The organism is Pseudomonas sp. Pseusp15, assembly GCF_059492165.1.
In genome coordinates this window covers 6,209,733-6,228,880 of record NZ_CP168523.1, presented here as the reverse complement: position 1 = coordinate 6,228,880, position 19,148 = coordinate 6,209,733, and the positions used below count along the sequence as shown (strand labels likewise).

Genomic DNA, 19,148 nt, shown 5'->3' with positions numbered 1-19,148 from the left:
AATCCTCAGGTTACGCATCCGGCAGAGCCTGGAATGGCGATTCTTTATCCGTGCGTTCTTTGGTGCCCCAGGCGGCAATACCGACCTTGAGCGCATAGAACAGGATGCTGAACACCACGAACAGGAACAGCGCGGTCAGCGTTGCGTTGGTGTAGGCGTTGTAGATCACGTGCTGCATCTGCTCGATGCTCTTGGCCGGAGCGAGGATCTGACCGTTGGCCAGGGCATCGCTGTACTTCTTGGCCAGCGACAGGAAGCCGATCGCCGGGTTGGCGTCGAACAGCTTGATGAAGCCTGCAGTGGTGGTGCAGATCAGCAACCAAACGGCTGGCAGCATGGTGACCCAGATATAGCGTTGGCGTTTCATTTTGATCAGCACAACGGTTGCCAGCATCAGCGCGATACCGGCCAGCATCTGGTTGGAGATACCGAACAATGGCCACAAGGTGTTGATGCCACCCAGCGGATCGATCACGCCTTGGTACAGCAGGTAGCCCCACATCGCCACGCAACCGGCGGTGGCGATCAGGTTGGCGGTCCAGGATTCGGTGCGTCTCAGCGCCGGTACAAAGGAGCCGAGCAAATCCTGCAGCATGAAACGTCCGGCACGGGTACCGGCGTCGACCGCGGTCAGGATGAACAGTGCTTCGAACAGGATCGCGAAGTGGTACCAGAACGCCATGGTGTTTTCGCCCGGCAGCACGCTGTGCAGGATCTGCGCGATACCGACCGCCAGGGTCGGCGCACCGCCGGCACGGGCCAGGACGGTGGTTTCACCGATGTCCTTGGCCACCGCCTGCAACGCTTCCGGCGTGATGGCAAAGCCCCAATTGCTGACCGCTGTCGCTACCGCCACCACATCACCGCCGACAACCGCGGCCGGGCTGTTCATGGCGAAGTACACGCCCGGTTCGATCACCGAAGCGGCCACCATCGCCATGATCGCCACGAAGGATTCCATCAACATGCCGCCGTAACCGATGTAGCGAGCGTTGACTTCGTTATCCAGCAGCTTCGGCGTGGTGCCGGAAGCAATCAGCGCATGGAAACCCGACACTGCGCCACAGGCAATGGTGATGAACAGGAACGGGAACAGCCCGCCCTTCCACACCGGCCCGGTGCCGTCAATGAACTGGGTCAATGCCGGCATTTTCAGCACGGGCATGGTGATCAGAATGCCGATCGCCAGCGCAACGATGGTGCCGATCTTCAGGAACGTGGACAGGTAATCACGCGGCGCCAGAATCAGCCACACCGGCAACACGGCTGCCACGAAACCGTAGCCGATCAGCATCCAGGTGATCTGGACCCCGGTAAAGCTGAACGCCTTGGCCCACACCGGGTCAGCGGCGATCTGCCCGCCCAGCCAGATCGAACCCAGCAGCAACGCCACGCCGATCACCGAGATTTCACCGATACGGCCCGGGCGGATGTAGCGCATGTAGACGCCCATGAACATCGCGATCGGGATGGTCGCCATCACCGTGAAAATGCCCCACGGGCTCTCGGCCAGGGCCTTGACCACGATCAGCGCCAGCACCGCGAGGATGATGATCATGATCAGGAAGCAGCCAAACAGCGCGATGGTCCCGGGGATGCGGCCCATTTCTTCACGAACCATGTCGCCCAGGGAGCGACCGTTGCGGCGGGTGGACATGAACAGGACCATGAAGTCCTGAACCGCACCGGCCAGCACCACGCCGGCAATCAGCCACAGCGTACCGGGCAGGTAGCCCATCTGCGCCGCCAACACCGGACCGACCAGCGGCCCCGCGCCGGCGATGGCCGCGAAGTGGTGGCCGAAAAGAATGTGTTTGTTGGTCGGCACATAATCCAGACCGTCATTGTTGATTACGGCAGGTGTAGCCCGACGCGAATCGAGTTGCATCACATTGTTAGCGATGAACAGGCTGTAGTAGCGGTATGCGACAAGATAGATAGCGACGGCTGCGACAACGATCCACAAGGCGTTGATCGCCTCGCCTCGACGCAATGCCACTACGCCCAGGGCGCACGCTCCTACGACTGCCAGCAGCAGCCAGGGTAAGTGGCGTAGCGGGCTATTATTATTTTTCATTTTATGATTCCAGCCAGAGTGGACAAGAAAGACAGCCATCTCGAGTTTAGCGCTACTGGCGGCAAAGACCATAGTTCGACATCAGTCTAGAGCCATCACTGTGCTGGCAGCCTCCGGCAATGCAGGTCTATAGTCAGCGAACCTTTACGAGGATTGCGCCATGAGCGAACAACCTGCCGATCGCCGCCGCTTCAGACGTATTGCGTTCGATGCCCGAACCGAGCTGAGCCAAGGGGAATTCACCTGGCCGGTGCGGCTGATTGACCTGTCGCTCAAGGGACTGCTGGTCGAGAAGCCCGAGCCATGGCTGGGTAATCGGGAATGGCATTTCCTGGTCGATATTCATCTCAACGATGACCTCGCCATCAAGATGGATGTGCAACTGACCCACGATGACCATGACCAGCTCGGGTTCGTCTGCAAACACATCAGCCTGGAATCCATCGAGCGCCTGCGGCGGTTGATTGAGTTCAACCTGGGCGATCCCCGGGAACTAGAGCGCGAATTGGGTGCCCTGATCGAAGCCTGAAGGCCTCCCCCTTCCATTGTGGGAGCCTGCTCGCTCCCACAGGGTTTGTGTCCCGTTTACGGTTTATTCGAACAGTGCGTCGAGGGCCTGTTCCAGGCGCGTCACGGCGATAATCTGCAACCCCGGCGGCGGCTCTTTCGGCGCGTTGCCCTTGGGTACGATGGCGCGTTTGAAGCCGTGCTTGGCCGCCTCTTTCAAGCGCTCCTGGCCACTCGGTACCGGGCGTACTTCACCCGACAACCCGACTTCGCCAAACACCAGCAGATCGTGCGGCAGCGGCCGGTTGCGCAAACTGGACATGACCGCCGCCATCAGCGCCAGATCAGAAGCGGTTTCCAGGACCTTCACACCGCCGACCACGTTGAGGAACACGTCCTGATCGTGGGTCGGGATGCCGCCGTGGCGGTGCAAAACCGCCAACAACATGGCCAGGCGATTCTGATCCAGACCGAGCGTCACCCGGCGCGGGTTGGCCAGGTGGCTGTCATCTACCAGCGCCTGGACTTCCACCAGCATCGGCCGGGTGCCTTCCCACGTGGCCATGACCACACTGCCCGGGACTTCTTCCTGAGCGCGTGTCAGGAAAATCGCCGAAGGGTTGGAGACTTCTTTCAGTCCTTTGTCGGTCATGCCGAACACGCCCAGTTCATTCACCGCGCCGAACCGGTTTTTCACCGCCCGCAGCAAACGCAGGCGCCCATCGGATTCGCCTTCGAAATACAGAACGGTGTCGACCATGTGCTCCAGCACTCGGGGGCCGGCCAGCGCACCTTCTTTAGTGACATGGCCCACGAGGAAAATCGCCGTGCCGCTTTGCTTGGCGTAACGCACCAGCAATGCCGCACTTTCGCGCACCTGGGAGACGCCCCCCGGTGCCGACTGCAGTTGCTCGGTGAAGATCGTCTGAATCGAGTCGATCACCATCACCTTGGGCTTTTCCTGCCGGGCGGTGGCAATGATGGTTTCAATACAGGTTTCAGTCATCACCCGCAGTTGATCCTGAGGCAAGCCCAGCCGCCGGGCACGCATGGCCACTTGTTGCTGGGACTCTTCGCCGGTGACATACAGCGCCGGCATGCTCTTGGCGAGGTTGCACAAGGTTTGCAACAGAATCGTCGACTTGCCGATGCCGGGGTCACCACCGATCAACACCACCGAGCCATCCACCAGGCCGCCACCCAAAACTCGATCGAGCTCACTGGACGCCGTGGAAAAACGCGGAATTTCTTCGACGCTGACTTCGGCCAGGGTCTTGATCTGTGCCTGCTGGCCGGTCCAACCGGTGCGACCGCTGGGGGCCGCGGCGCCGCCACTCTCCACCATGGTTTCGGTCAGCGTGTTCCAGGCTCCGCATTCGCCGCACTGGCCGGCCCACTTGGGGAAGGTTGAGCCACACTCGGTGCAGCCGTACATGCGCTTGGCCTTGGCCATCTGAACTCCCGGCAAAAACCGCGATGATAGCTCAGCTGACGCGGATCAGCGCGGCGCCGCCGTGCGGATTTCACCGCTGGCCAGACGCGCGGCACTGTTGCCCAACGGATCCTCGGCGTTCAGGTCCGCCCCTTTGGCCTTGAGTGCGTCGAGCAACTCGACGCGCTTGAACAACCCGGCATACATTGCGGCAGTCTGCCCGGCGCCGTTGCGTTGGTCGGGGCTGCAATTGGCGGCCAGCAGGGTTCGAGCGATCTGCACTTCGCCTTTGAAAATCGCGCCCATCAGCGCGGTATTGCCGCGTTGGTCCTGAGCGCAGGCGTCCGCCCCGGCCGCCAACAAGCGCTCCACGGCAGCCCCCTGACCGTGATAGGCGGCCAGTATCAACGCGGTGTAACCCTTGCTGTCGCGGGTGTCGAGGGAATAGCCGGCCTCGATGAAAGTCTCGAGCATCGGCACATCCCCCCTTCGGGCGGCATCGAAATAGTAATCCTGTAATTGCGCTTTCAGCGCCTCGGGGTCCTTCGAGACTTGCGCGTCAGGACCGGCGAATACACCGAACGACACGCACGCCAGAAACACAGACAGATAAACACGCATGGCGGGACTCCTTGGTCAGACGGGACCTCGTACGAGGCCCCGCTTCAGGCAGATAGATCAGTCGACCAGTTTGGCCGCCAACGCCTTGACCCGGGCCAGATCACCCTTGGCCACTTTGGTTACGCCTGTCCCGTATTCCGGGTCGGCCTTGTACAGGAAGGACAGGATGATGTGCTTGCTCTCGTCATCGGTGGTGGCCAGGGAGCCGCCGAAGCTGTCGATCAGGTCCTGACGTTCCTTCTGGTTGAACGAGCGATACAGATCACCGGCCTGCTTGAAGTTCTGCTCACGTTGAATCTTCGCCTGCTGCGTGCTGCCCGACAGGGTCGACTGGCTGTAACGCGCGGTTTGCGGCTCCTCACGGGACAGCAGACGGCTCGGCTGGTAATTCACCCCCGTGCTGCTGGCGCCGATGTTCATCGCACCATCCTGATTACCGTTGTTCACGGCGACTTTCGGTGCGTTGATCGGCAACTGCAGTGCATTGGCCCCCAGGCGATACAGTTGGGTATCGGCATACGAGAACACTCGCCCCTGCAATAAGCGATCTTCCGAAGGCTCGATACCCGGAACCAAGTTGGCCGGTGCCATCGCCACTTGTTCGGTTTCCTGGAATACATTCGCCGGATTACGGTTCAATACCATCTGTCCAACTTTTCGCTCAGGAACACCGGGCCAGATCTTGGTGGCGTCCAATGGATCGAAATCAAACTTGGACAAATCTTGAGGATTTAGAACCTGGACGTACAAGTCCCACTTCGGAAAGTCCCCCTTGTTAATATGAGCAACCAAGTCGTTGGTCATATGACTGTAATCTTGACCTTGAACATTGGCGACTTCTTTAGGAGTGAGATTTTTTATTCCCTGCAAACTTTTCCAGTGAAACTTTACATAGTGAACTTCGCCCTGGGCGTTAACCAACTTGTAGGCATGCACACTGTTGCCGTCCATCTCCCGATAACTGGCCGGGGTGCCGGAGTTGGAATACAACTCGGTCAAGGTGCGAGTGGCTTCCGGAACATGAGAGAAGAAATCGAAACGACGGGAGTCATCGTCAAGATTGGTGCGCGGGTCCGGCTTGAAGGCATGGACCATGTCCGGAAACTTGATGGCGTCCCGAATGAAGAAGGTCGGGAAATTGTTGCCGACCAGGTCCCAGTTACCGTCGGCGGTGTAGAACTTGGTGGCGAACCCCCGCGGGTCACGCAGGGTTTCCGGGGAGTGGTTGCCATGGACCACTGCGGAGAAACGCACAAATACTGGCGTGCTCTGGCCGCCGGCGAATACCTTGGCCTTGGTCAAGTCACTGAGGTCGTCAGTCACGGTGAACGTGCCATGGGCGCCAGTGCCACGGGCATGCACCACACGCTCAGGAATGCGTTCACGGTCGAAACGCTGGAGCTTCTGAATCAACTGTACGTCTTGCAACAGCACCGGCCCGGTCGCGCCGGCGGTTTGCGAGTTCTGGTTGTCGCCGACAGCAGCACCATTATCACGGGTCAACGTCGCAGCGTTGATGGAGAAGGACAGCAGGCTGACGCTCAGAACGCCGAAGGTACGACGGAGGGGAAAAGCCCCGAGGCCAAGGGGAGTTGTCATGGAAGTTTCCTCTGGTTTTATTAAGCGCATCCTGGTGCGCACCACAGAGGCTAGTGACCCAAAGGCCAAAACATAAATAGAAATCCCGTACCGGGCCGATAGCGAAAAGGTTCTGGAAAGCCCGGTCTAGAGCGGGTAGACGCGCGCGAAGAGTGGATTTTTGTAAACTAATAACCGGAAGTTGTGTCGATAGACACGGGCATTGTAAGAAGGCGTTTCAAGCAAGGGGCGCTTTGCTGATTTACACTGCGTTCACCAACCTCATCTGTAACAAGGAAATAACCTATGGGCGTGATAAGTGAGTTCAAGGCCTTCGCGGTCAAAGGTAATGTGGTCGACATGGCCGTCGGTATCATCATCGGCGCTGCCTTCGGCAAAATCGTTACGTCATTTGTCGGCGACGTGGTGATGCCGCCAATCGGCTTGCTGATCGGTGGGGTGGACTTCAGTGATCTGGCCATCACGCTCAAGGCCGCTAACGGTAATGTCCCGGCAGTGGTGCTGGCGTATGGCAAGTTCATCCAGAGCATGATCGACTTCATCATTGTCGCCTTCGCGATCTTCATGGGCGTCAAGGCCATCAACCGCCTGAAGCGCGAAGAGGCCGTTGCGCCAACCCTGCCGCCGGTTCCGACCAAGGAAGAAGAATTGCTGAGCGAGATCCGCGATCTGCTCAAGGCTCAGAACAATCGGCCCTGATCGCTGATTACCCAGAGAAACGGCGCCTTCGGGGCGCCGTTTGTTTACCAGTAGGTTTCCACCGCCACTTGGCCAGGTCGGCGACTGAGGCTCAAGTGCATGTCCCGTTGTTTCAGCAGCTTACGCGTCTCATCGATCATCTGTGGGTTACCGCAGAGCATCACCCGCGAATGCTCGGCTGTCAGCGCTACACCGGCCGTCTGTTCCAGTTCGCCATTCTCGATGAGGCTGGTGATCCGCCCGTTCAAGGCACCCGGATGCTGTTCGCGGGTGACGGTGGGAATGAATTGCAGTTTGTGCGCGTACTCGGCCAGGTAGTCACGCTGCGCCAGCTCCGCAATCAATGCCTGGTACGCCAGCTCCCGCGCTTCGCGCACGCTGTAGACCAGGATGATTCGTTCGAATTTCTCCCAAACTTCGAAGTCCTGCAGGATCGACAGAAACGGCGCCACGCCCGTGCCTGTGGATAACAACCAGAGATCACGGCCATCGACGAAGCGATCCAGCGTCAGATAACCGAAGGCCTGACGGTCGACCAGCAGCGTATCGCCAGCTTCCAGCCGACTCAGCTCACTGGTGAATTCCCCTCCCGGCACAACAATAGAGAAGAACTCGAGGAACTCGTCATAGGGCGAAGAGACCATGGAATAAGCCCGCCATACCGTGCTGCCGTCTGTCTTGGTGACACCCAGCCGGGCGAACTGCCCCGCTCGGAAACGAAAGCCCACATCCCTGGTGGTACGCAGGGTGAACAGGTTCGGAGTCAACGGCTGGACCTCAAGCAAGGTCTGACGAGTGAATTTTTCAACACTGGCAGTCATGGGCCGCTCCGATCAACAGATGACACCAGTGTCCCCCAAAGCAGACGACGTAAACACCGATGGTTTGTAGTGTTATTCGTGCAGAGACTTGGGCAGTGCAATAAAGAACTAGTACCGGAGTGTTGATTTTGTATAACCCTAAAACAACGCTAAGAACTAGTTATGCAGCTACAGGATTTTTCAAGAGCAAAATAGTTCAGCATGCTTGTAAGAATTCTCCTACACTCTGGGACGTGCCGGATCTTGGATCCAATCGGCACCCCCCAAGAAATTCCGCATGGAGTTACCAAATGAAAGTGTGGAAGGAGTCACAGCTAACACAGCTTTCTTGCGCTCAAAAAATAGAGACCGCGTACGAGATATCGCTTAACCTCGTTAAAAATATGGGCTTTAATTTTTGTGCATTTTCAATAACATCCCCAACAACAGGGACACACCGCCATAAGATAATCCTGAATAATTACCCTTGCGAATGGAACACGAAATATCAAAACGAGCATTACGATACGGTTGATCCAATACTAGCCCACTGCTGCGGCTCCGAAGTACCGATTCTCTGGCAAGAAGAGTGCTATTCAAAAACACCACGGCTGTGGCAAGCGCAAAAAAACCAGGGGTTGCACTACGGTTGGTCCCAATCCGTTCATGATAAGAACGGGCTTTGCAGCATCCTGAGCGTGGCCAGAACCCATTGCCCGATTACCGCATATGAACTGTACAAAAATCTGGGCTACGCGATGTTTATCAACCGTCACCTGCACGGGATTATCGCGAAAGACCTGCCGGCCTCCTCGCTGAAGCCGCCCACAACGAGTTTGTCATGCAGAGAAATCGAGGTGCTGAAATACTCAGCCGTCGGCAAGACGGCCTGCGAGATCGCAATCATCCTCTGCGTGAGCGAAAGCACTGTGCGTTTCCATATAAAGAACGCCATCCACAAACTTGGCGTCAATAACAAGATCGCGGCGGTGATCAGGGCAGCGAAAGCTGGCGTCATCTGAAACTGTTCGAATCAGGTAATCCCTGCAAGTAATCCAGACCAAAAAAACGTACCATCTGCGCTCCATCCCGAGTGATGTCGTGTGAAGCGTCCACGACGCAGTCCGCTCGGATGGCTCCGCCCGCTACAACGTCCGGCGGCCACTCGCTGATTATCTCCGCTGACTACCCAGAGCCCTCCGCCTCATGCCTCTGCTCGAAACTTCTTTCGCCCAACTCGACCTGATCCGCCAGCCAGAACAGCAGAACGAACCGCTGCAAGCGTTTGATGCCGCAGACGAATACCTGCTCAATCATCTGGCCGGGCAACAACCGACGGCAGATACTCGCGTACTGGTGCTCAACGACAGCTTCGGCGCATTGGCCGTTAGCCTTGCGGGCAAGGTCCGAGTGACCAGCAGCGGCGATTCATTTCTGGCCTTTCAGGGGCTCGAAAAAAACCTCATGCGCAATGGCCAGGCGTTTGATGCGGTGCCGAGCGTACCAGCCAGCGAAGCGTTCGTCGGGCCGTTTGACCGAGTATTGATCCGGGTACCGAAAACCCTGGCCTTGCTGGAAGAGCAACTGATCCGGCTACAGGGTCAATTGGCTCCCGGTGCTCAAGTGATTGCCGCCGCGATGGTCAAGCACCTGCCACGTGCCGCGGGCGATCTGCTGGAGCGCTACATCGGCCCGGTGCAAGCCTCGCTGGCCGTGAAGAAGGCTCGGCTGCTGATCGCCACGCCCGAAGCCAAAGCCCCCGCTGTCTCTCCATACCCGACGCGCTATCGACTCGACACGCCTGCAATCGAACTGCTCAATCACGCCAACGTGTTCTGTCGCGAAGGGCTGGATATCGGCACACGAGCCTTTCTGCCGCACTTGCCGAACAACCTCGGCACAGCGCGGGTCGCCGATCTGGGGTGTGGCAACGGCGTGCTGGCGATCGCCAGCGCCCTGCAAAACCCCGAGGCCCATTACACATTGGTGGACGAGTCATTCATGGCCGTGCAATCGGCCGCTGAAAACTGGCGCGCGGCGCTGGGTGACCGTGACGTGATCGTACGTGCCGGCGATGGGTTGGCGGGGCAAGAACCCCAATCCCTCGACGTGGTGCTGTGCAATCCGCCATTCCACCAACAACAAGTGGTCGGCGATTTCCTGGCCTGGCGGATGTTCCAGCAGGCGCGCGAAGCGCTGGTGGTGGGCGGCGCGCTGTACATCGTCGGCAACCGTCATCTGGGCTATCACAGCAAGCTTGCGCGGCTGTTCCGCGGCGTCGAACAAGTGGCCGCTACTCCCAAGTTCGTGATTCTCAAGGCACGCAAATAAAAGCAGGCAAAAAAAACCCTCCGTCGCAGGAGGGTTAAAAATCCGTGCCGCAAGGCAACGGGATGGGAATTTCAGTGGGTGCTCAGGCCCGCGGCATTCATGAACATGCGCATCAGCGTGGCCACGATGAACAGTGCCCCAACGCTGCCGGCCCAGATCAACGCCAGCCAGCCGAGTCGTTGCCAAAGCGGCTTTTTCTCTGCGGCTTCGATTTCCTGCAAATCAGGTTTGCCAGCCATCATCGCGTTCTCCTCTGCAACGGCGCAGGTATCAACCTTGCGCCGTATTCGTATGGGCTAGTGGTAACCGTCTTCATGGGTGACCTTGCCGCGGAACACGTAGTAGCTCCAGAAGGTGTAACCCAGGATGAACGGGATGATGAACAGCGTGCCCACCAGCATGAAGCCCTGGCTCTGCGGCGGTGCGGCAGCGTCCCAGATCGAGATCGACGGCGGCACGATGTTCGGCCACAGGCTGATACCCAGACCGCTGTAGCCGAGGAAGATCAGCACCAGGGTCAACAGGAATGGTGTGTAATGCGCATTGCGAGCCACCGCGCGAATCAGACCGTACAGAGTTACCAGCACCAGAATCGGCACCGGCAGGAACCAGAACAGATTAGGCAGGGTGAACCAGCGTGCGGCGATCTCGGCGTGGGCCAACGGCGTCCAGACGCTGACGATGCCAATCACCGCCAGCAACACGAAGGCCAATGGTCGCGCCAGGTCATGCATCTGTTCCTGCAGCTTGCCTTCGGTCTTCATGATCAGCCAGGTGCAACCGAGCAGCGCATAAGCCACTACCAGCGCCGCGCCACAGAACATCGTGAACGGCGTCAGCCAGTCGAGTGAACCACCGGCAAACTGACGATTGACCACCGGCAGCCCATCGATGAACGCACCCAATGCCACGCCCTGGAAGAAGGTCGCGGCGATCGAACCACCGATGAATGCCTTGTCCCACAAGTGGCGCTTGGCGTCCTTGGCCTTGAAGCGAAACTCAAAGGCCACGCCACGGAAAATCAGCCCGATCAGCATGAAAATCAGCGGCAGGTACAACGCCGAGAGCACCACCGAATAGGCCAGCGGGAAGGCGCCGAACAATGCCGCGCCGCCCAATACCAACCAGGTTTCGTTGCCGTCCCAGACCGGGGCGACGGTGTTCATCATCACGTCACGGTCGGTCTTGCCCTTGATGAACGGAAAAAGAATCCCGATCCCCAGGTCGAAGCCGTCCATGACCACGTACATCATGATGCCGAAGATGATGATCACGGCCCAGATCAGCGGAAGATCAATACCCATGATTCAAATCTCCTTGGTCAGGCTGTGGTTGTGATCGCCGTCACCGTTGTCGTCGGCGGCGGACAGCGGACGGGCCGGCGTGCGCTTCTGGCCAGGACCGCCTTCGTTGGTTTCCTTGCCTTCGTCGATCTTCGGCCCTTTGCGCACCAGCCGCATCATGTAGCCAAGACCGGCACCAAACAGCGCGAAATACACCACGACGAACATGATCAAGGTGATGCTCATCTGCACGAAGCTGTGCCCGGAGGACGCATCCGCCGTGCGCATCAAGCCGTAGACCACCCACGGTTGACGGCCGATTTCAGTGGTGAACCAGCCAGCGAGAATCGCGATCAGGCCGGATGGGCCCATCCACAGTGCCAGATACAGGAACGGACGCGAGGTATACAGCGTGTCGCGCTTGCGCAGCCACAGGCTCCACAAACCGGTGAAGATCATCAGGAAACCCAGGCCGACCATAACCCGGAACGACCAGAACACGATGGTCGAATTCGGCCGGTCTTCAGGCGGGAACTCCTTGAGCGCCGGCACTTGTTTGTCCAGGGTGTGGGTCAGGATCAAGCTGCCCAGGTACGGAATCTCGACCGCGAATTTGGTCTTTTCGGCTTTCATGTCCGGCCAGCCGAACAGGATCAATGGGGTCGGTTCATCGCCGACATTTTCCCAGTGACCTTCAATCGCAGCGATTTTCGCCGGCTGGTGCTCGAGGGTATTGAGGCCGTGGAAGTCACCGATGACGGCTTGGATCGGCGCCACGATCAGCGCCATCCACATGGCCATCGAGAGCATGGTGCGGATGGCCGGGTTGTCCTTGCCGCGCAACAAATGCCAGGCCGCCGACGAACCAACGAAGAAGGCGGTAGCGACGAACGCCGCCGTAGCCATGTGCATCAGCCGGTAGGGGAACGACGGGTTGAAGATAATCGCCAACCAGTCCACCGGAATGACCTGGCCGTTGACGATTTCGTAGCCCTGCGGGGTCTGCATCCAGCTGTTGGAGGCGAGAATCCAGAAGGTCGAGATCAGGGTACCGATGGCGACCATGACCGTGGCGAAGAAGTGCAGCTTGCGCCCAACCCTGTTCCAGCCGAACAGCATGACGCCGAGGAAACCGGCTTCGAGGAAGAACGCGGTGAGTACCTCGTAGGTCAGCAACGGCCCGGTCACGGAACCGGCGAAATCCGAGAAGCGGCTCCAGTTGGTGCCGAACTGATAGGCCATGACCAGGCCGGACACCACACCCATGCCGAAGTTGACGGCAAAGATCTTCGACCAGAAATGGTACAGATCGCGGTAAGTGTCGTTGTGCGTCTTCAGCCACAGGCCTTCGAGTACCGCCAGGTAACTCGCCAGACCAATGGTGATGGCCGGGAACAGAATGTGGAACGAAATGGTGAACGCGAACTGAATCCGGGCGAGATCAAGTGCCTCCAAACCGAACATAAGTCTTCCTCTGTCAGGTAATACTGGCTGAAGGCTTGCGGCCTGCACCCACTGCCCCCACGGTTATGGAGTGTGGCGAATTTGAACTCGTTCTTTTTCTACCATCATCACAACGTAGGGAATCTGGCCATCTGGCCACCGGATCATTTCCACGAAGGGTCTTGATCTGGATCAAGCAACGTTGAAAGAGTAGTCGCATTTTTGCCGATGGACGGTGTGGTCTATTGCCGCGTGACAGGTTGCCTCACGGGTTTGGTCATGCGTTGCAATGCATTCCCTGTGGGATCGGTGTCTAGCTAACTAAATTTTCCGCGCTCGCAACCTCTGGTTACAGGTTGGTGATAATCTCGCCCTTCCCCTCACCCAGACTTGCCTTCAGATGCCCAGCCAAGCGCCCCTGCTGTTACGTCATCACCGCCCTTTTATCGCGTTCTGGCTGGCTCGGGTATTTACCGCCAGCGGTTTTCAAATGCTGACCGTGGCCATCGGCTGGAATCTGTATCAACTGACAGGCAACGTGCTCGATCTGGGTCTGGTGGGTCTGGTGGAATTTGCCCCGCGGGTGTTGTTCATGCTGCACACCGGGCATGTGGCGGATCGCTATGACCGGCGCAAGGTCGCGGCGATCTGTCAGTCCGTGCAAGCGCTGATCGCCCTGTCGCTGGCCATCGGCAGCGCGACTGACCAAGTCACCCGGGAGATGATCTTCATCCTCGCATTCCTGCTCGGCGCCGCCCGCTCCTTCGAGATGCCGACCACCCAGGCCTTGCTGCCGAGCATCGTCCCCAGTGCCTTATTCCCGCGCGCGGTTGCTGCCGCGCAATCTGCGCAGCAATCGGCCACCATCGTTGCCCCGGCGCTGGGCGGTTTGCTTTACGCCTTCGGCAGCGTCTGGGTGTATGGCCCGACGGTGATCCTCTACCTCATCGCCTGTGCGCTGATGCTTAACCTACCGGCTCGGCAGACACCGTTGAACAAGGGCAAGGCAACCCTGGATTCGCTGCTCGCAGGCATCCGCTTCATTCGCAGCCGCCCGGACATTCTCGGGGCGATTTCCCTGGATCTGTTTGCCGTCTTGCTGGGTGGCGCGACTGCGCTGCTGCCGGTGTTCGCCAAAGATATTCTGCTGACCGGCCCTTGGGGTCTGGGCCTGCTGCGTTCGGCCCCGGCGGTGGGCGCACTGCTGATGTCGCTGTTTCTGGCGCGATTTGCCGTGGAACGCAACGTCGGACGGGTGATGTTTACCGCCGTGGGTGTATTCGGCGTGGCGACCATCGCTTTCGGCCTGTCGACTTCGTTCTGGTTCTCTCTCGCTGTGTTGGTGGTTTTAGGCGCGGCAGACATGATCAGCATGGTGATCCGCGCCTCGTTCGTGCAGCTGGAAACCCCGGACGAGATGCGCGGCCGGGTCAGTGCCGTGAATGGCTTGTTCATCGGTGCTTCGAATCAGCTCGGCGAATTCGAGTCTGGCTTGACGGCCCACTGGTTCGGCACCGTACCGGCCGTGGTGATGGGCGGCATCGGCACACTGATGGTGACCGGGGTCTGGGTCAAACTGTTCCCGACCCTGGCCAACCGCGACCGCATGCATGTGCCAGTGGAAGAGGTCAGGGCCTGAAGCAGTCTTCTACACCAGCAATTCCCCCGCCACCGCCGACCGCGTGGCTTTGCCGCAGAGTTGCTCCACCAGCGTCAGCGCAAACTCCAGTGCGGCGCCCGAACCCTGGGCGGTGATGCAGTTGCCATCGACCACCACCGGTTGATCGACGAAGTTGCAGCCCGACAATTGATGGCTGACGGAAGGCAGGCACGTCATGCGCCGCTGACGCAGCACGCCAAAAGTCTGCAGCGCCAGCGCCGGCGCTTCGGCAATGCCGGCGAACAAGCGCCCGGCGGCGACTTGGTCCTTGATCAATTGTTGCAGGGGTTGGTGGGCCGCCAAATGCTGCGCCCCCACGGCGCCGCCGGGCAAAACGATCAAGTCGAAGGGTTGGGCCAGCAAATCGACCAGCATCGCATCGGCGGTCAGGCGGGTGCCGCGAGCGCAGGTCAGCATGCGCCGCGACTCGATACTGGCCACCACCACTTCAACCTTGGCGCGGCGCAGAACATCGATCAGGGTCACGGTTTGCAGATCGTCGATGCCCTCGGCGAGGGTAATCAGGGCTCTAAAGGTCATGGGCGCGGTCCAGAGAATGATCTTTAAAGCGTAGTCAGCTTTCCTGCCCCTTGTTCGAGCCTGGCCGTTACTTGATGTAAAGCTGCGTCGACATCGTGTTGCCCGGCGCGTTGATGGAGGTGTTGCTGAATGTGAAGATGCCGTCCTGCTTGCCTGCCAGGTTAAAGATGTACAGATAGCCGACAGTTTTTTTCCCGGCTGAGCACTCGGTCAGGTTGCCGGTATCAAAAGCACAGACAGGGGTCCGGGTGCCATCCACTTCGAAACCGTCCAGGGCAACATGGGCTTCGCGACCGTAACCGACTTCCAGCACGTACACCTTGATGTTCGGCCCCTGGTGATCGCAACGGGTCTGCTCCTGCTTGTCCGCAATATCTTCAAAGCCACAGTTGGGCGACTCGACCTTGAGCACCTTGACCTGACTCAGTGGTGGAGCCGACGCTGCCGAGGCGGTTTGGGCACCCAGGAACAACGCGATCAACATCGTGAATACGGCAACCACGCGCGTGCTCATGTACTTCATATTCCGCCCTTCCCTGCCCTAAAAAAACAGCGCGCAGTATGGCGCAGTTCCCTTTTTGGCAAAACATCGACGACGATCGCAGCCATAAGCAGCCATGGCTCCACGCTGCTGGTATGATGCGCGGCTTTTTCCGACCCACAGAAAATTCCCAGGCGCCTACGGCGGTCTGTGCTTTGCTGTTGAGGTCGATACATTCACGGCGCCGGGCGCGCCACGGGGAGCAGACATGCTGGAAAGGCTGTTTCAACTCAAGGCACACAACACCAACGTGCGGACCGAGATTCTGGCGGGCGTCACGACCTTTTTGGCCATGGCCTACATTCTGTTCGTCAACCCGAGCATCCTCGGCGAGACCGGCATGGACAAAGGCGCAGTGTTTGTCGCCACCTGCCTGGCAGCCGCCATCGGCTCGACGACCATGGGCCTGATCGCCAACTACCCGATCGCCCTGGCACCGGGCATGGGCCTGAACGCCTTCTTCACCTACACCGTGGTCCTGCACATGGGCCACACCTGGCAAGTGGCGCTGGGTGCGGTGTTCCTCTCGGCGGTGATGTTTTTCCTGCTGTCGATCTTCCGCATCCGTGAATGGATCATCAACAGCATCCCGTTGGCGCTACGTTCGGCGATTGCCGCTGGCATCGGCCTGTTCCTGGCACTGATCGCCCTGCACAACGCCGGCATCGTCGTCAGCAACCCGGCGACCATGGTCGGCCTCGGCGACCTGAAGCAACCGGCGCCGATCCTCGCAACCCTGGGCTTTGCCCTGATCGTTGCCCTGGAGGCCCTGAAAGTGCGCGGTGCGGTGCTGATCGGCATTCTGTCGGTGACCATCGTTTCCATCCTGCTGGGCTTCAGCCCGTTCGGCGGCGTGATGTCGATGCCACCGTCCCTGGCACCGACCTTCCTGCAACTGGACATCAAAGGCGCACTGGACATCGGTCTGGTCAGCGTGATCTTCGCGTTCCTGTTCGTCGATCTGTTCGACAACTCCGGCACCCTGATCGGCGTCGCCAAGCGCGCCGGCCTGATGGGCAAGGACGGCCACATGCCGAAAATGGGTCGTGCCCTGATCGCCGACAGCACCGCGGCCATGGCCGGCTCGTTGCTGGGCACCTCGACTACCACCAGCTATATCGAATCCGCAGCCGGCGTGAGTGCCGGTGGCCGCACCGGCCTGACCGCCGTCGTGGTGGCGATTCTGTTCCTGCTGGCGCTGTTCTTCGCACCACTGGCCGCCAGCGTACCGGCCTTCGCCACCGCACCTGCCTTGCTGTTCGTCGCCGTATTGATGACCTCGGGGCTGGCGGAAATAGACTGGGACGACATCACCGTTGCCGCGCCAGTGGTAGTCACCGCACTGGCTATGCCATTCACTTACTCCATCGCCAACGGCATCGCGTTCGGATTCATTTCCTGGACCGCCATCAAGTTGCTGTCCGGCCGTGGCCGTGAGCTGAACTCGGCGTTGGTGGTTCTGTCGATTCTGTTCGTGATCAAGTTAGGTTGGTTCAACGCATGACTTTTGATTCCCAGGCCTACGCCGTTCAGCTCGAAGAAAAGGTCACGCGCCTGCGTGATCTGCTGGCCCCGTTCGGTGCGCCCGAGCCTGCGGTGTTCGATTCGCCGCTGAAAAACTTCCGCCTGCGTGCCGAATTCCGCCTGTGGCGTGAAGCCGGCGAGCGCCACTACGCAATGTTTTCCCAGGAAGACAAACGCACGCCGATCCTGATCGAAGAGTTCCCGATTGCAAGCCTGCGCATCAACCAGTTGATGCCGCAGCTCAAGGCGGCGTGGCAAGCGAGTGCAGCCCTGAGCCACAAACTGTTCCAAGTGGAGTTCCTGACCACGCTGGCCGGCGATGCGATGATCACCCTGTGCTACCACCGCCCGCTGGACGAGCACTGGCACGCGGCGGCGTCGAAGCTGGCAGCCGACCTGAACGTCAGCATCATCGGTCGCTCCAAGGGCAAACGCGAAGTGATCGGTCACGATTACGTGGTCGAGCAACTTGAAGTTGGCGGCCGCGCCTTCAGCTATCGCCAGCCGGAAGGCGCGTTCACCCAACCCAACGGCACGGTGAACCAGAAGATGCTCAACTGGGCGTATGACGCCCTTGGCGATCGTTCCGACGACTTGCTGGAGCTGTATTGCGGCAACGGCAACTTCACTTTGCCGCTCGCTACGCGCGTGCGCAAAGTGCTGGCCACCGAAATCAGCAAGACCTCGGTCAACGCAGCGCTCAGCAACCTGAGCGAAAACACGGTGGATAACGTCACGCTGGTGCGTTTGTCTGCCGAAGAATTGACCGAAGCCCTGAACGAAGTTCGCCCGTTCCGTCGCCTGCACGGCATCGACCTCAAGAGCTACGAGTTCGGTAGCGTGTTCGTCGATCCACCCCGCGCCGGCATGGACCCGGATACTTGCGAACTGACCCGGCGCTTCGACAACATCCTCTACATCTCCTGCAACCCGGAAACCCTCGCGGCCAACATCGCCCAACTGAACGACACTCACCGCATTACTCAATGCGCGATGTTCGACCAGTTCCCGTGGACCCATCACATGGAATCCGGAGTGTTGTTGACCCGTCGTTGATTGCAACCGTTACACAGATCAGCCGTCCTCGGGACGGCTTTTTTGTGGGCGATCAAAGAGCCGCATCGACCTTGCGTGGGCGACCGCCCTTCTTGCCGTTGGCCCGAGCTGCCTCGGCTTTGGCGGTGCTGCTCTGACGGCCATTGCGCGAGGCGACCACCGAGGCCGCCATATCCATCAGCGGTTTGCTCGCCGAAATCAAACCGGCGATGGACACCTGCAGATCCTTGCCTTCATGGCAAAGTGCGGCTCCGGCGAAACCGATTTTCAAACCGGCGAAATCCTCGGTCTCAAAACCATCGAACTCTGGATAGTTTTTCACTGGCAACAACACACCGCTGCCATCCTCGAAACCGACGGCGAGACATGGATCGAGAAAGATCACCGTCGTTGCATTCAATCCACTGCGACGGCGTAACTCGCCACTCTCGATCGCTTCGTCCAAAACGCCTTCGGTCACAGGGTGATCTACCTGCATTTTTGCACTTATCGTTTTCATAATTCGATCTCCACGCCCTCCGGTGCTCCCATCAGCGTCAATAAGGTCTTGTTTCCTTCAGGCTCATAGCGAGCCGAACCAATCATGTAAGTCGTGCTGGCAACCCTCTTCATCACGACCACTTCATTGCCCTGCCAATCCCATAACTGATTGTCGAGGCAGGCCGTCTGCAATTTGCTCCACCAGATGCCACGGGCTCGCCGCAAATGGGCAGGTTGCCTGAGCGCCTGGCGTAACCCCTCCAGCATGGCCAGAGGAGGTCTATGCGAATGAGGAATGACATCCCAGAGATCTACGCCGTTGTGCCAGAAGCTGAACCGAAAGCGTGCGCTCCATGTGCCTCCATCGACGTGAACGTGTGGTGGGCAATGCTCGTCACGCAACATGACTACCAGTGACAATCCCTTGTAGCGGCATACATTCATGCTAACCCATCCGTTAGGTTATAGAATCCGAAGATTCGCCATTCCTTGAAAAACCCGATAACTGGCGCTAACCGTTCGATCAGCTGACCACGTTTGAGCCTAGCGTTTCAG

Annotated in this window: 19 protein-coding genes; 7 read left to right on the top strand and 12 right to left on the bottom strand. The window is 59.0% G+C overall.

Annotation, left to right across the window (positions count from 1 at the left end; genetic code table 11):
* Positions 1-10: 10 nt before the first annotated feature.
* Positions 11-2,077 carry a carbon starvation CstA family protein gene (locus ACEN8R_RS28220; protein ID WP_086945914.1) on the bottom strand — a complete coding sequence of 689 codons (2,067 nt, stop codon included), beginning with the start codon at positions 2,075-2,077 and terminating at the stop codon, positions 11-13.
* 160 nt (positions 2,078-2,237) lie between these two features.
* On the opposite strand from ACEN8R_RS28220, the gene ACEN8R_RS28215 reads away from it, so the two are divergent.
* The gene (locus ACEN8R_RS28215) at positions 2,238-2,606 is read left to right on the top strand and encodes a PilZ domain-containing protein (RefSeq protein WP_018925823.1); all 369 of its coding nucleotides are present in this window, start codon (positions 2,238-2,240) and stop codon (positions 2,604-2,606) included.
* Positions 2,607-2,669: 63 nt separating this feature from the next.
* Here the strand turns inward: ACEN8R_RS28215 and radA are convergent, their stop codons facing one another.
* The 3 genes from radA to katB are packed head-to-tail and all read right to left on the bottom strand — an operon-like array spanning position 2,670 to position 6,236.
* Positions 2,670-4,037 carry a DNA repair protein RadA gene (gene radA / locus ACEN8R_RS28210; RefSeq protein WP_019581287.1) on the bottom strand — a complete coding sequence of 456 codons (1,368 nt, stop codon included), beginning with the start codon at positions 4,035-4,037 and terminating at the stop codon, positions 2,670-2,672.
* Between the two features lie 45 nt (positions 4,038-4,082).
* Complete coding sequence (locus ACEN8R_RS28205; protein ID WP_018925821.1) at positions 4,083-4,637, bottom strand: ankyrin repeat domain-containing protein; 555 nt, start codon at positions 4,635-4,637, stop codon at positions 4,083-4,085.
* A 57-nt stretch (positions 4,638-4,694) separates the two neighbouring features.
* Positions 4,695-6,236 carry a catalase KatB gene (gene katB, locus ACEN8R_RS28200; protein WP_018925820.1) on the bottom strand — a complete coding sequence of 514 codons (1,542 nt, stop codon included), beginning with the start codon at positions 6,234-6,236 and terminating at the stop codon, positions 4,695-4,697.
* A gap of 285 nt (positions 6,237-6,521) precedes the next feature.
* On the opposite strand from katB, the gene mscL reads away from it, so the two are divergent.
* Positions 6,522-6,935 (top strand): large-conductance mechanosensitive channel protein MscL, encoded by a 414-nt coding sequence (gene mscL / locus ACEN8R_RS28195; protein ID WP_018925819.1) that lies wholly within the window; start codon positions 6,522-6,524, stop codon positions 6,933-6,935.
* 44 nt (positions 6,936-6,979) lie between these two features.
* Here mscL and ACEN8R_RS28190 read toward each other — a convergent pair whose 3' ends face one another.
* The gene (locus ACEN8R_RS28190) at positions 6,980-7,756 is read right to left on the bottom strand and encodes a ferredoxin--NADP reductase (protein WP_018925818.1); all 777 of its coding nucleotides are present in this window, start codon (positions 7,754-7,756) and stop codon (positions 6,980-6,982) included.
* Positions 7,757-8,046: 290 nt separating this feature from the next.
* Here ACEN8R_RS28190 and ACEN8R_RS28185 point away from each other — a divergent pair, with 290 nt between their 5' ends.
* Both ACEN8R_RS28185 and ACEN8R_RS28180 read left to right on the top strand, forming a co-directional pair.
* Complete coding sequence (locus ACEN8R_RS28185; RefSeq protein WP_495624507.1) at positions 8,047-8,757, top strand: autoinducer binding domain-containing protein; 711 nt, start codon at positions 8,047-8,049, stop codon at positions 8,755-8,757.
* Between the two features lie 184 nt (positions 8,758-8,941).
* The gene (locus ACEN8R_RS28180) at positions 8,942-10,066 is read left to right on the top strand and encodes a methyltransferase (RefSeq protein WP_018925816.1); all 1,125 of its coding nucleotides are present in this window, start codon (positions 8,942-8,944) and stop codon (positions 10,064-10,066) included.
* Positions 10,067-10,137: 71 nt separating this feature from the next.
* Here the strand turns inward: ACEN8R_RS28180 and ACEN8R_RS28175 are convergent, their stop codons facing one another.
* Genes ACEN8R_RS28175 through ACEN8R_RS28165 form a run of 3 tightly spaced genes read right to left on the bottom strand, consistent with a single transcriptional unit; the run spans position 10,138 to position 12,813 of the window.
* A complete protein-coding gene (locus ACEN8R_RS28175) occupies positions 10,138-10,305 on the bottom strand; it encodes a DUF2474 domain-containing protein (protein WP_081625770.1) in 168 nt (55 codons plus the stop codon).
* A 57-nt stretch (positions 10,306-10,362) separates the two neighbouring features.
* On the bottom strand, positions 10,363-11,370 hold the full coding sequence (gene cydB / locus ACEN8R_RS28170; protein ID WP_018925814.1) for a cytochrome d ubiquinol oxidase subunit II: 1,008 nt from the start codon (positions 11,368-11,370) through the stop codon (positions 10,363-10,365).
* A 3-nt stretch (positions 11,371-11,373) separates the two neighbouring features.
* On the bottom strand, positions 11,374-12,813 hold the full coding sequence (locus tag ACEN8R_RS28165; protein ID WP_018925813.1) for a cytochrome ubiquinol oxidase subunit I: 1,440 nt from the start codon (positions 12,811-12,813) through the stop codon (positions 11,374-11,376).
* 379 nt (positions 12,814-13,192) lie between these two features.
* Between ACEN8R_RS28165 and ACEN8R_RS28160 the strand changes: the two genes are divergently transcribed.
* On the top strand, positions 13,193-14,431 hold the full coding sequence (locus ACEN8R_RS28160) for an MFS transporter (RefSeq protein ID WP_018925812.1): 1,239 nt from the start codon (positions 13,193-13,195) through the stop codon (positions 14,429-14,431).
* A gap of 9 nt (positions 14,432-14,440) precedes the next feature.
* Here ACEN8R_RS28160 and ACEN8R_RS28155 read toward each other — a convergent pair whose 3' ends face one another.
* Both ACEN8R_RS28155 and ACEN8R_RS28150 read right to left on the bottom strand, forming a co-directional pair.
* Positions 14,441-14,992 carry a DJ-1 family glyoxalase III gene (locus ACEN8R_RS28155; RefSeq protein ID WP_018925811.1) on the bottom strand — a complete coding sequence of 184 codons (552 nt, stop codon included), beginning with the start codon at positions 14,990-14,992 and terminating at the stop codon, positions 14,441-14,443.
* Positions 14,993-15,059: 67 nt separating this feature from the next.
* A complete protein-coding gene (locus ACEN8R_RS28150) occupies positions 15,060-15,506 on the bottom strand; it encodes a DUF4879 domain-containing protein (RefSeq protein ID WP_167331177.1) in 447 nt (148 codons plus the stop codon).
* Positions 15,507-15,741: 235 nt separating this feature from the next.
* Between ACEN8R_RS28150 and ACEN8R_RS28145 the strand changes: the two genes are divergently transcribed.
* Together ACEN8R_RS28145 and trmA are read left to right on the top strand one after the other, a co-directional pair.
* Positions 15,742-17,037, top strand: a complete 1,296-nt coding sequence (locus ACEN8R_RS28145) for an NCS2 family permease (RefSeq protein ID WP_018925809.1) — start codon at positions 15,742-15,744, stop codon at positions 17,035-17,037.
* Complete coding sequence (trmA, locus tag ACEN8R_RS28140) at positions 17,034-18,113, top strand: tRNA (uridine(54)-C5)-methyltransferase TrmA (RefSeq protein WP_495624506.1); 1,080 nt, start codon at positions 17,034-17,036, stop codon at positions 18,111-18,113. Before ACEN8R_RS28145 ends, trmA begins: the two co-directional genes overlap by 4 nt.
* Before the next feature lie 52 nt (positions 18,114-18,165).
* Here the strand turns inward: trmA and ACEN8R_RS28135 are convergent, their stop codons facing one another.
* Positions 18,166-18,612 (bottom strand): DUF2442 domain-containing protein, encoded by a 447-nt coding sequence (locus tag ACEN8R_RS28135; RefSeq protein ID WP_258612704.1) that lies wholly within the window; start codon positions 18,610-18,612, stop codon positions 18,166-18,168.
* Positions 18,609-19,037, bottom strand: a complete 429-nt coding sequence (locus tag ACEN8R_RS28130) for a hypothetical protein (protein WP_064620521.1) — start codon at positions 19,035-19,037, stop codon at positions 18,609-18,611. Before ACEN8R_RS28130 ends, ACEN8R_RS28135 begins: the two co-directional genes overlap by 4 nt.
* Positions 19,038-19,148 lie beyond the last annotated feature (111 nt).

What these genes read in the sequence shown, in the direction of transcription:
- ACEN8R_RS28165 (WP_018925813.1), bottom strand. Translation starts at nt 12,813, where the DNA reads ATGTTCGGTTTGGAGGCACTTGATCTCGCCCGGATTCAGTTCGCGTTC.
- trmA (WP_495624506.1), top strand. Translation starts at nt 17,034, where the DNA reads ATGACTTTTGATTCCCAGGCCTACGCCGTTCAGCTCGAAGAAAAGGTC.
- ACEN8R_RS28220 (WP_086945914.1), bottom strand. Translation starts at nt 2,077, where the DNA reads ATGAAAAATAATAATAGCCCGCTACGCCACTTACCCTGGCTGCTGCTG.
- ACEN8R_RS28190 (WP_018925818.1), bottom strand. Translation starts at nt 7,756, where the DNA reads ATGACTGCCAGTGTTGAAAAATTCACTCGTCAGACCTTGCTTGAGGTC.
- ACEN8R_RS28130 (WP_064620521.1), bottom strand. Translation starts at nt 19,037, where the DNA reads ATGAATGTATGCCGCTACAAGGGATTGTCACTGGTAGTCATGTTGCGT.
- radA (WP_019581287.1), bottom strand. Translation starts at nt 4,037, where the DNA reads ATGGCCAAGGCCAAGCGCATGTACGGCTGCACCGAGTGTGGCTCAACC.
- katB (WP_018925820.1), bottom strand. Translation starts at nt 6,236, where the DNA reads ATGACAACTCCCCTTGGCCTCGGGGCTTTTCCCCTCCGTCGTACCTTC.
- ACEN8R_RS28160 (WP_018925812.1), top strand. Translation starts at nt 13,193, where the DNA reads ATGCCCAGCCAAGCGCCCCTGCTGTTACGTCATCACCGCCCTTTTATC.
- ACEN8R_RS28205 (WP_018925821.1), bottom strand. Translation starts at nt 4,637, where the DNA reads ATGCGTGTTTATCTGTCTGTGTTTCTGGCGTGCGTGTCGTTCGGTGTA.
- ACEN8R_RS28175 (WP_081625770.1), bottom strand. Translation starts at nt 10,305, where the DNA reads ATGGCTGGCAAACCTGATTTGCAGGAAATCGAAGCCGCAGAGAAAAAG.
- ACEN8R_RS28145 (WP_018925809.1), top strand. Translation starts at nt 15,742, where the DNA reads ATGCTGGAAAGGCTGTTTCAACTCAAGGCACACAACACCAACGTGCGG.
- ACEN8R_RS28150 (WP_167331177.1), bottom strand. Translation starts at nt 15,506, where the DNA reads ATGAGCACGCGCGTGGTTGCCGTATTCACGATGTTGATCGCGTTGTTC.
- mscL (WP_018925819.1), top strand. Translation starts at nt 6,522, where the DNA reads ATGGGCGTGATAAGTGAGTTCAAGGCCTTCGCGGTCAAAGGTAATGTG.
- ACEN8R_RS28185 (WP_495624507.1), top strand. Translation starts at nt 8,047, where the DNA reads ATGAAAGTGTGGAAGGAGTCACAGCTAACACAGCTTTCTTGCGCTCAA.
- ACEN8R_RS28135 (WP_258612704.1), bottom strand. Translation starts at nt 18,612, where the DNA reads ATGAAAACGATAAGTGCAAAAATGCAGGTAGATCACCCTGTGACCGAA.
- ACEN8R_RS28215 (WP_018925823.1), top strand. Translation starts at nt 2,238, where the DNA reads ATGAGCGAACAACCTGCCGATCGCCGCCGCTTCAGACGTATTGCGTTC.
- ACEN8R_RS28180 (WP_018925816.1), top strand. Translation starts at nt 8,942, where the DNA reads ATGCCTCTGCTCGAAACTTCTTTCGCCCAACTCGACCTGATCCGCCAG.
- cydB (WP_018925814.1), bottom strand. Translation starts at nt 11,370, where the DNA reads ATGGGTATTGATCTTCCGCTGATCTGGGCCGTGATCATCATCTTCGGC.
- ACEN8R_RS28155 (WP_018925811.1), bottom strand. Translation starts at nt 14,992, where the DNA reads ATGACCTTTAGAGCCCTGATTACCCTCGCCGAGGGCATCGACGATCTG.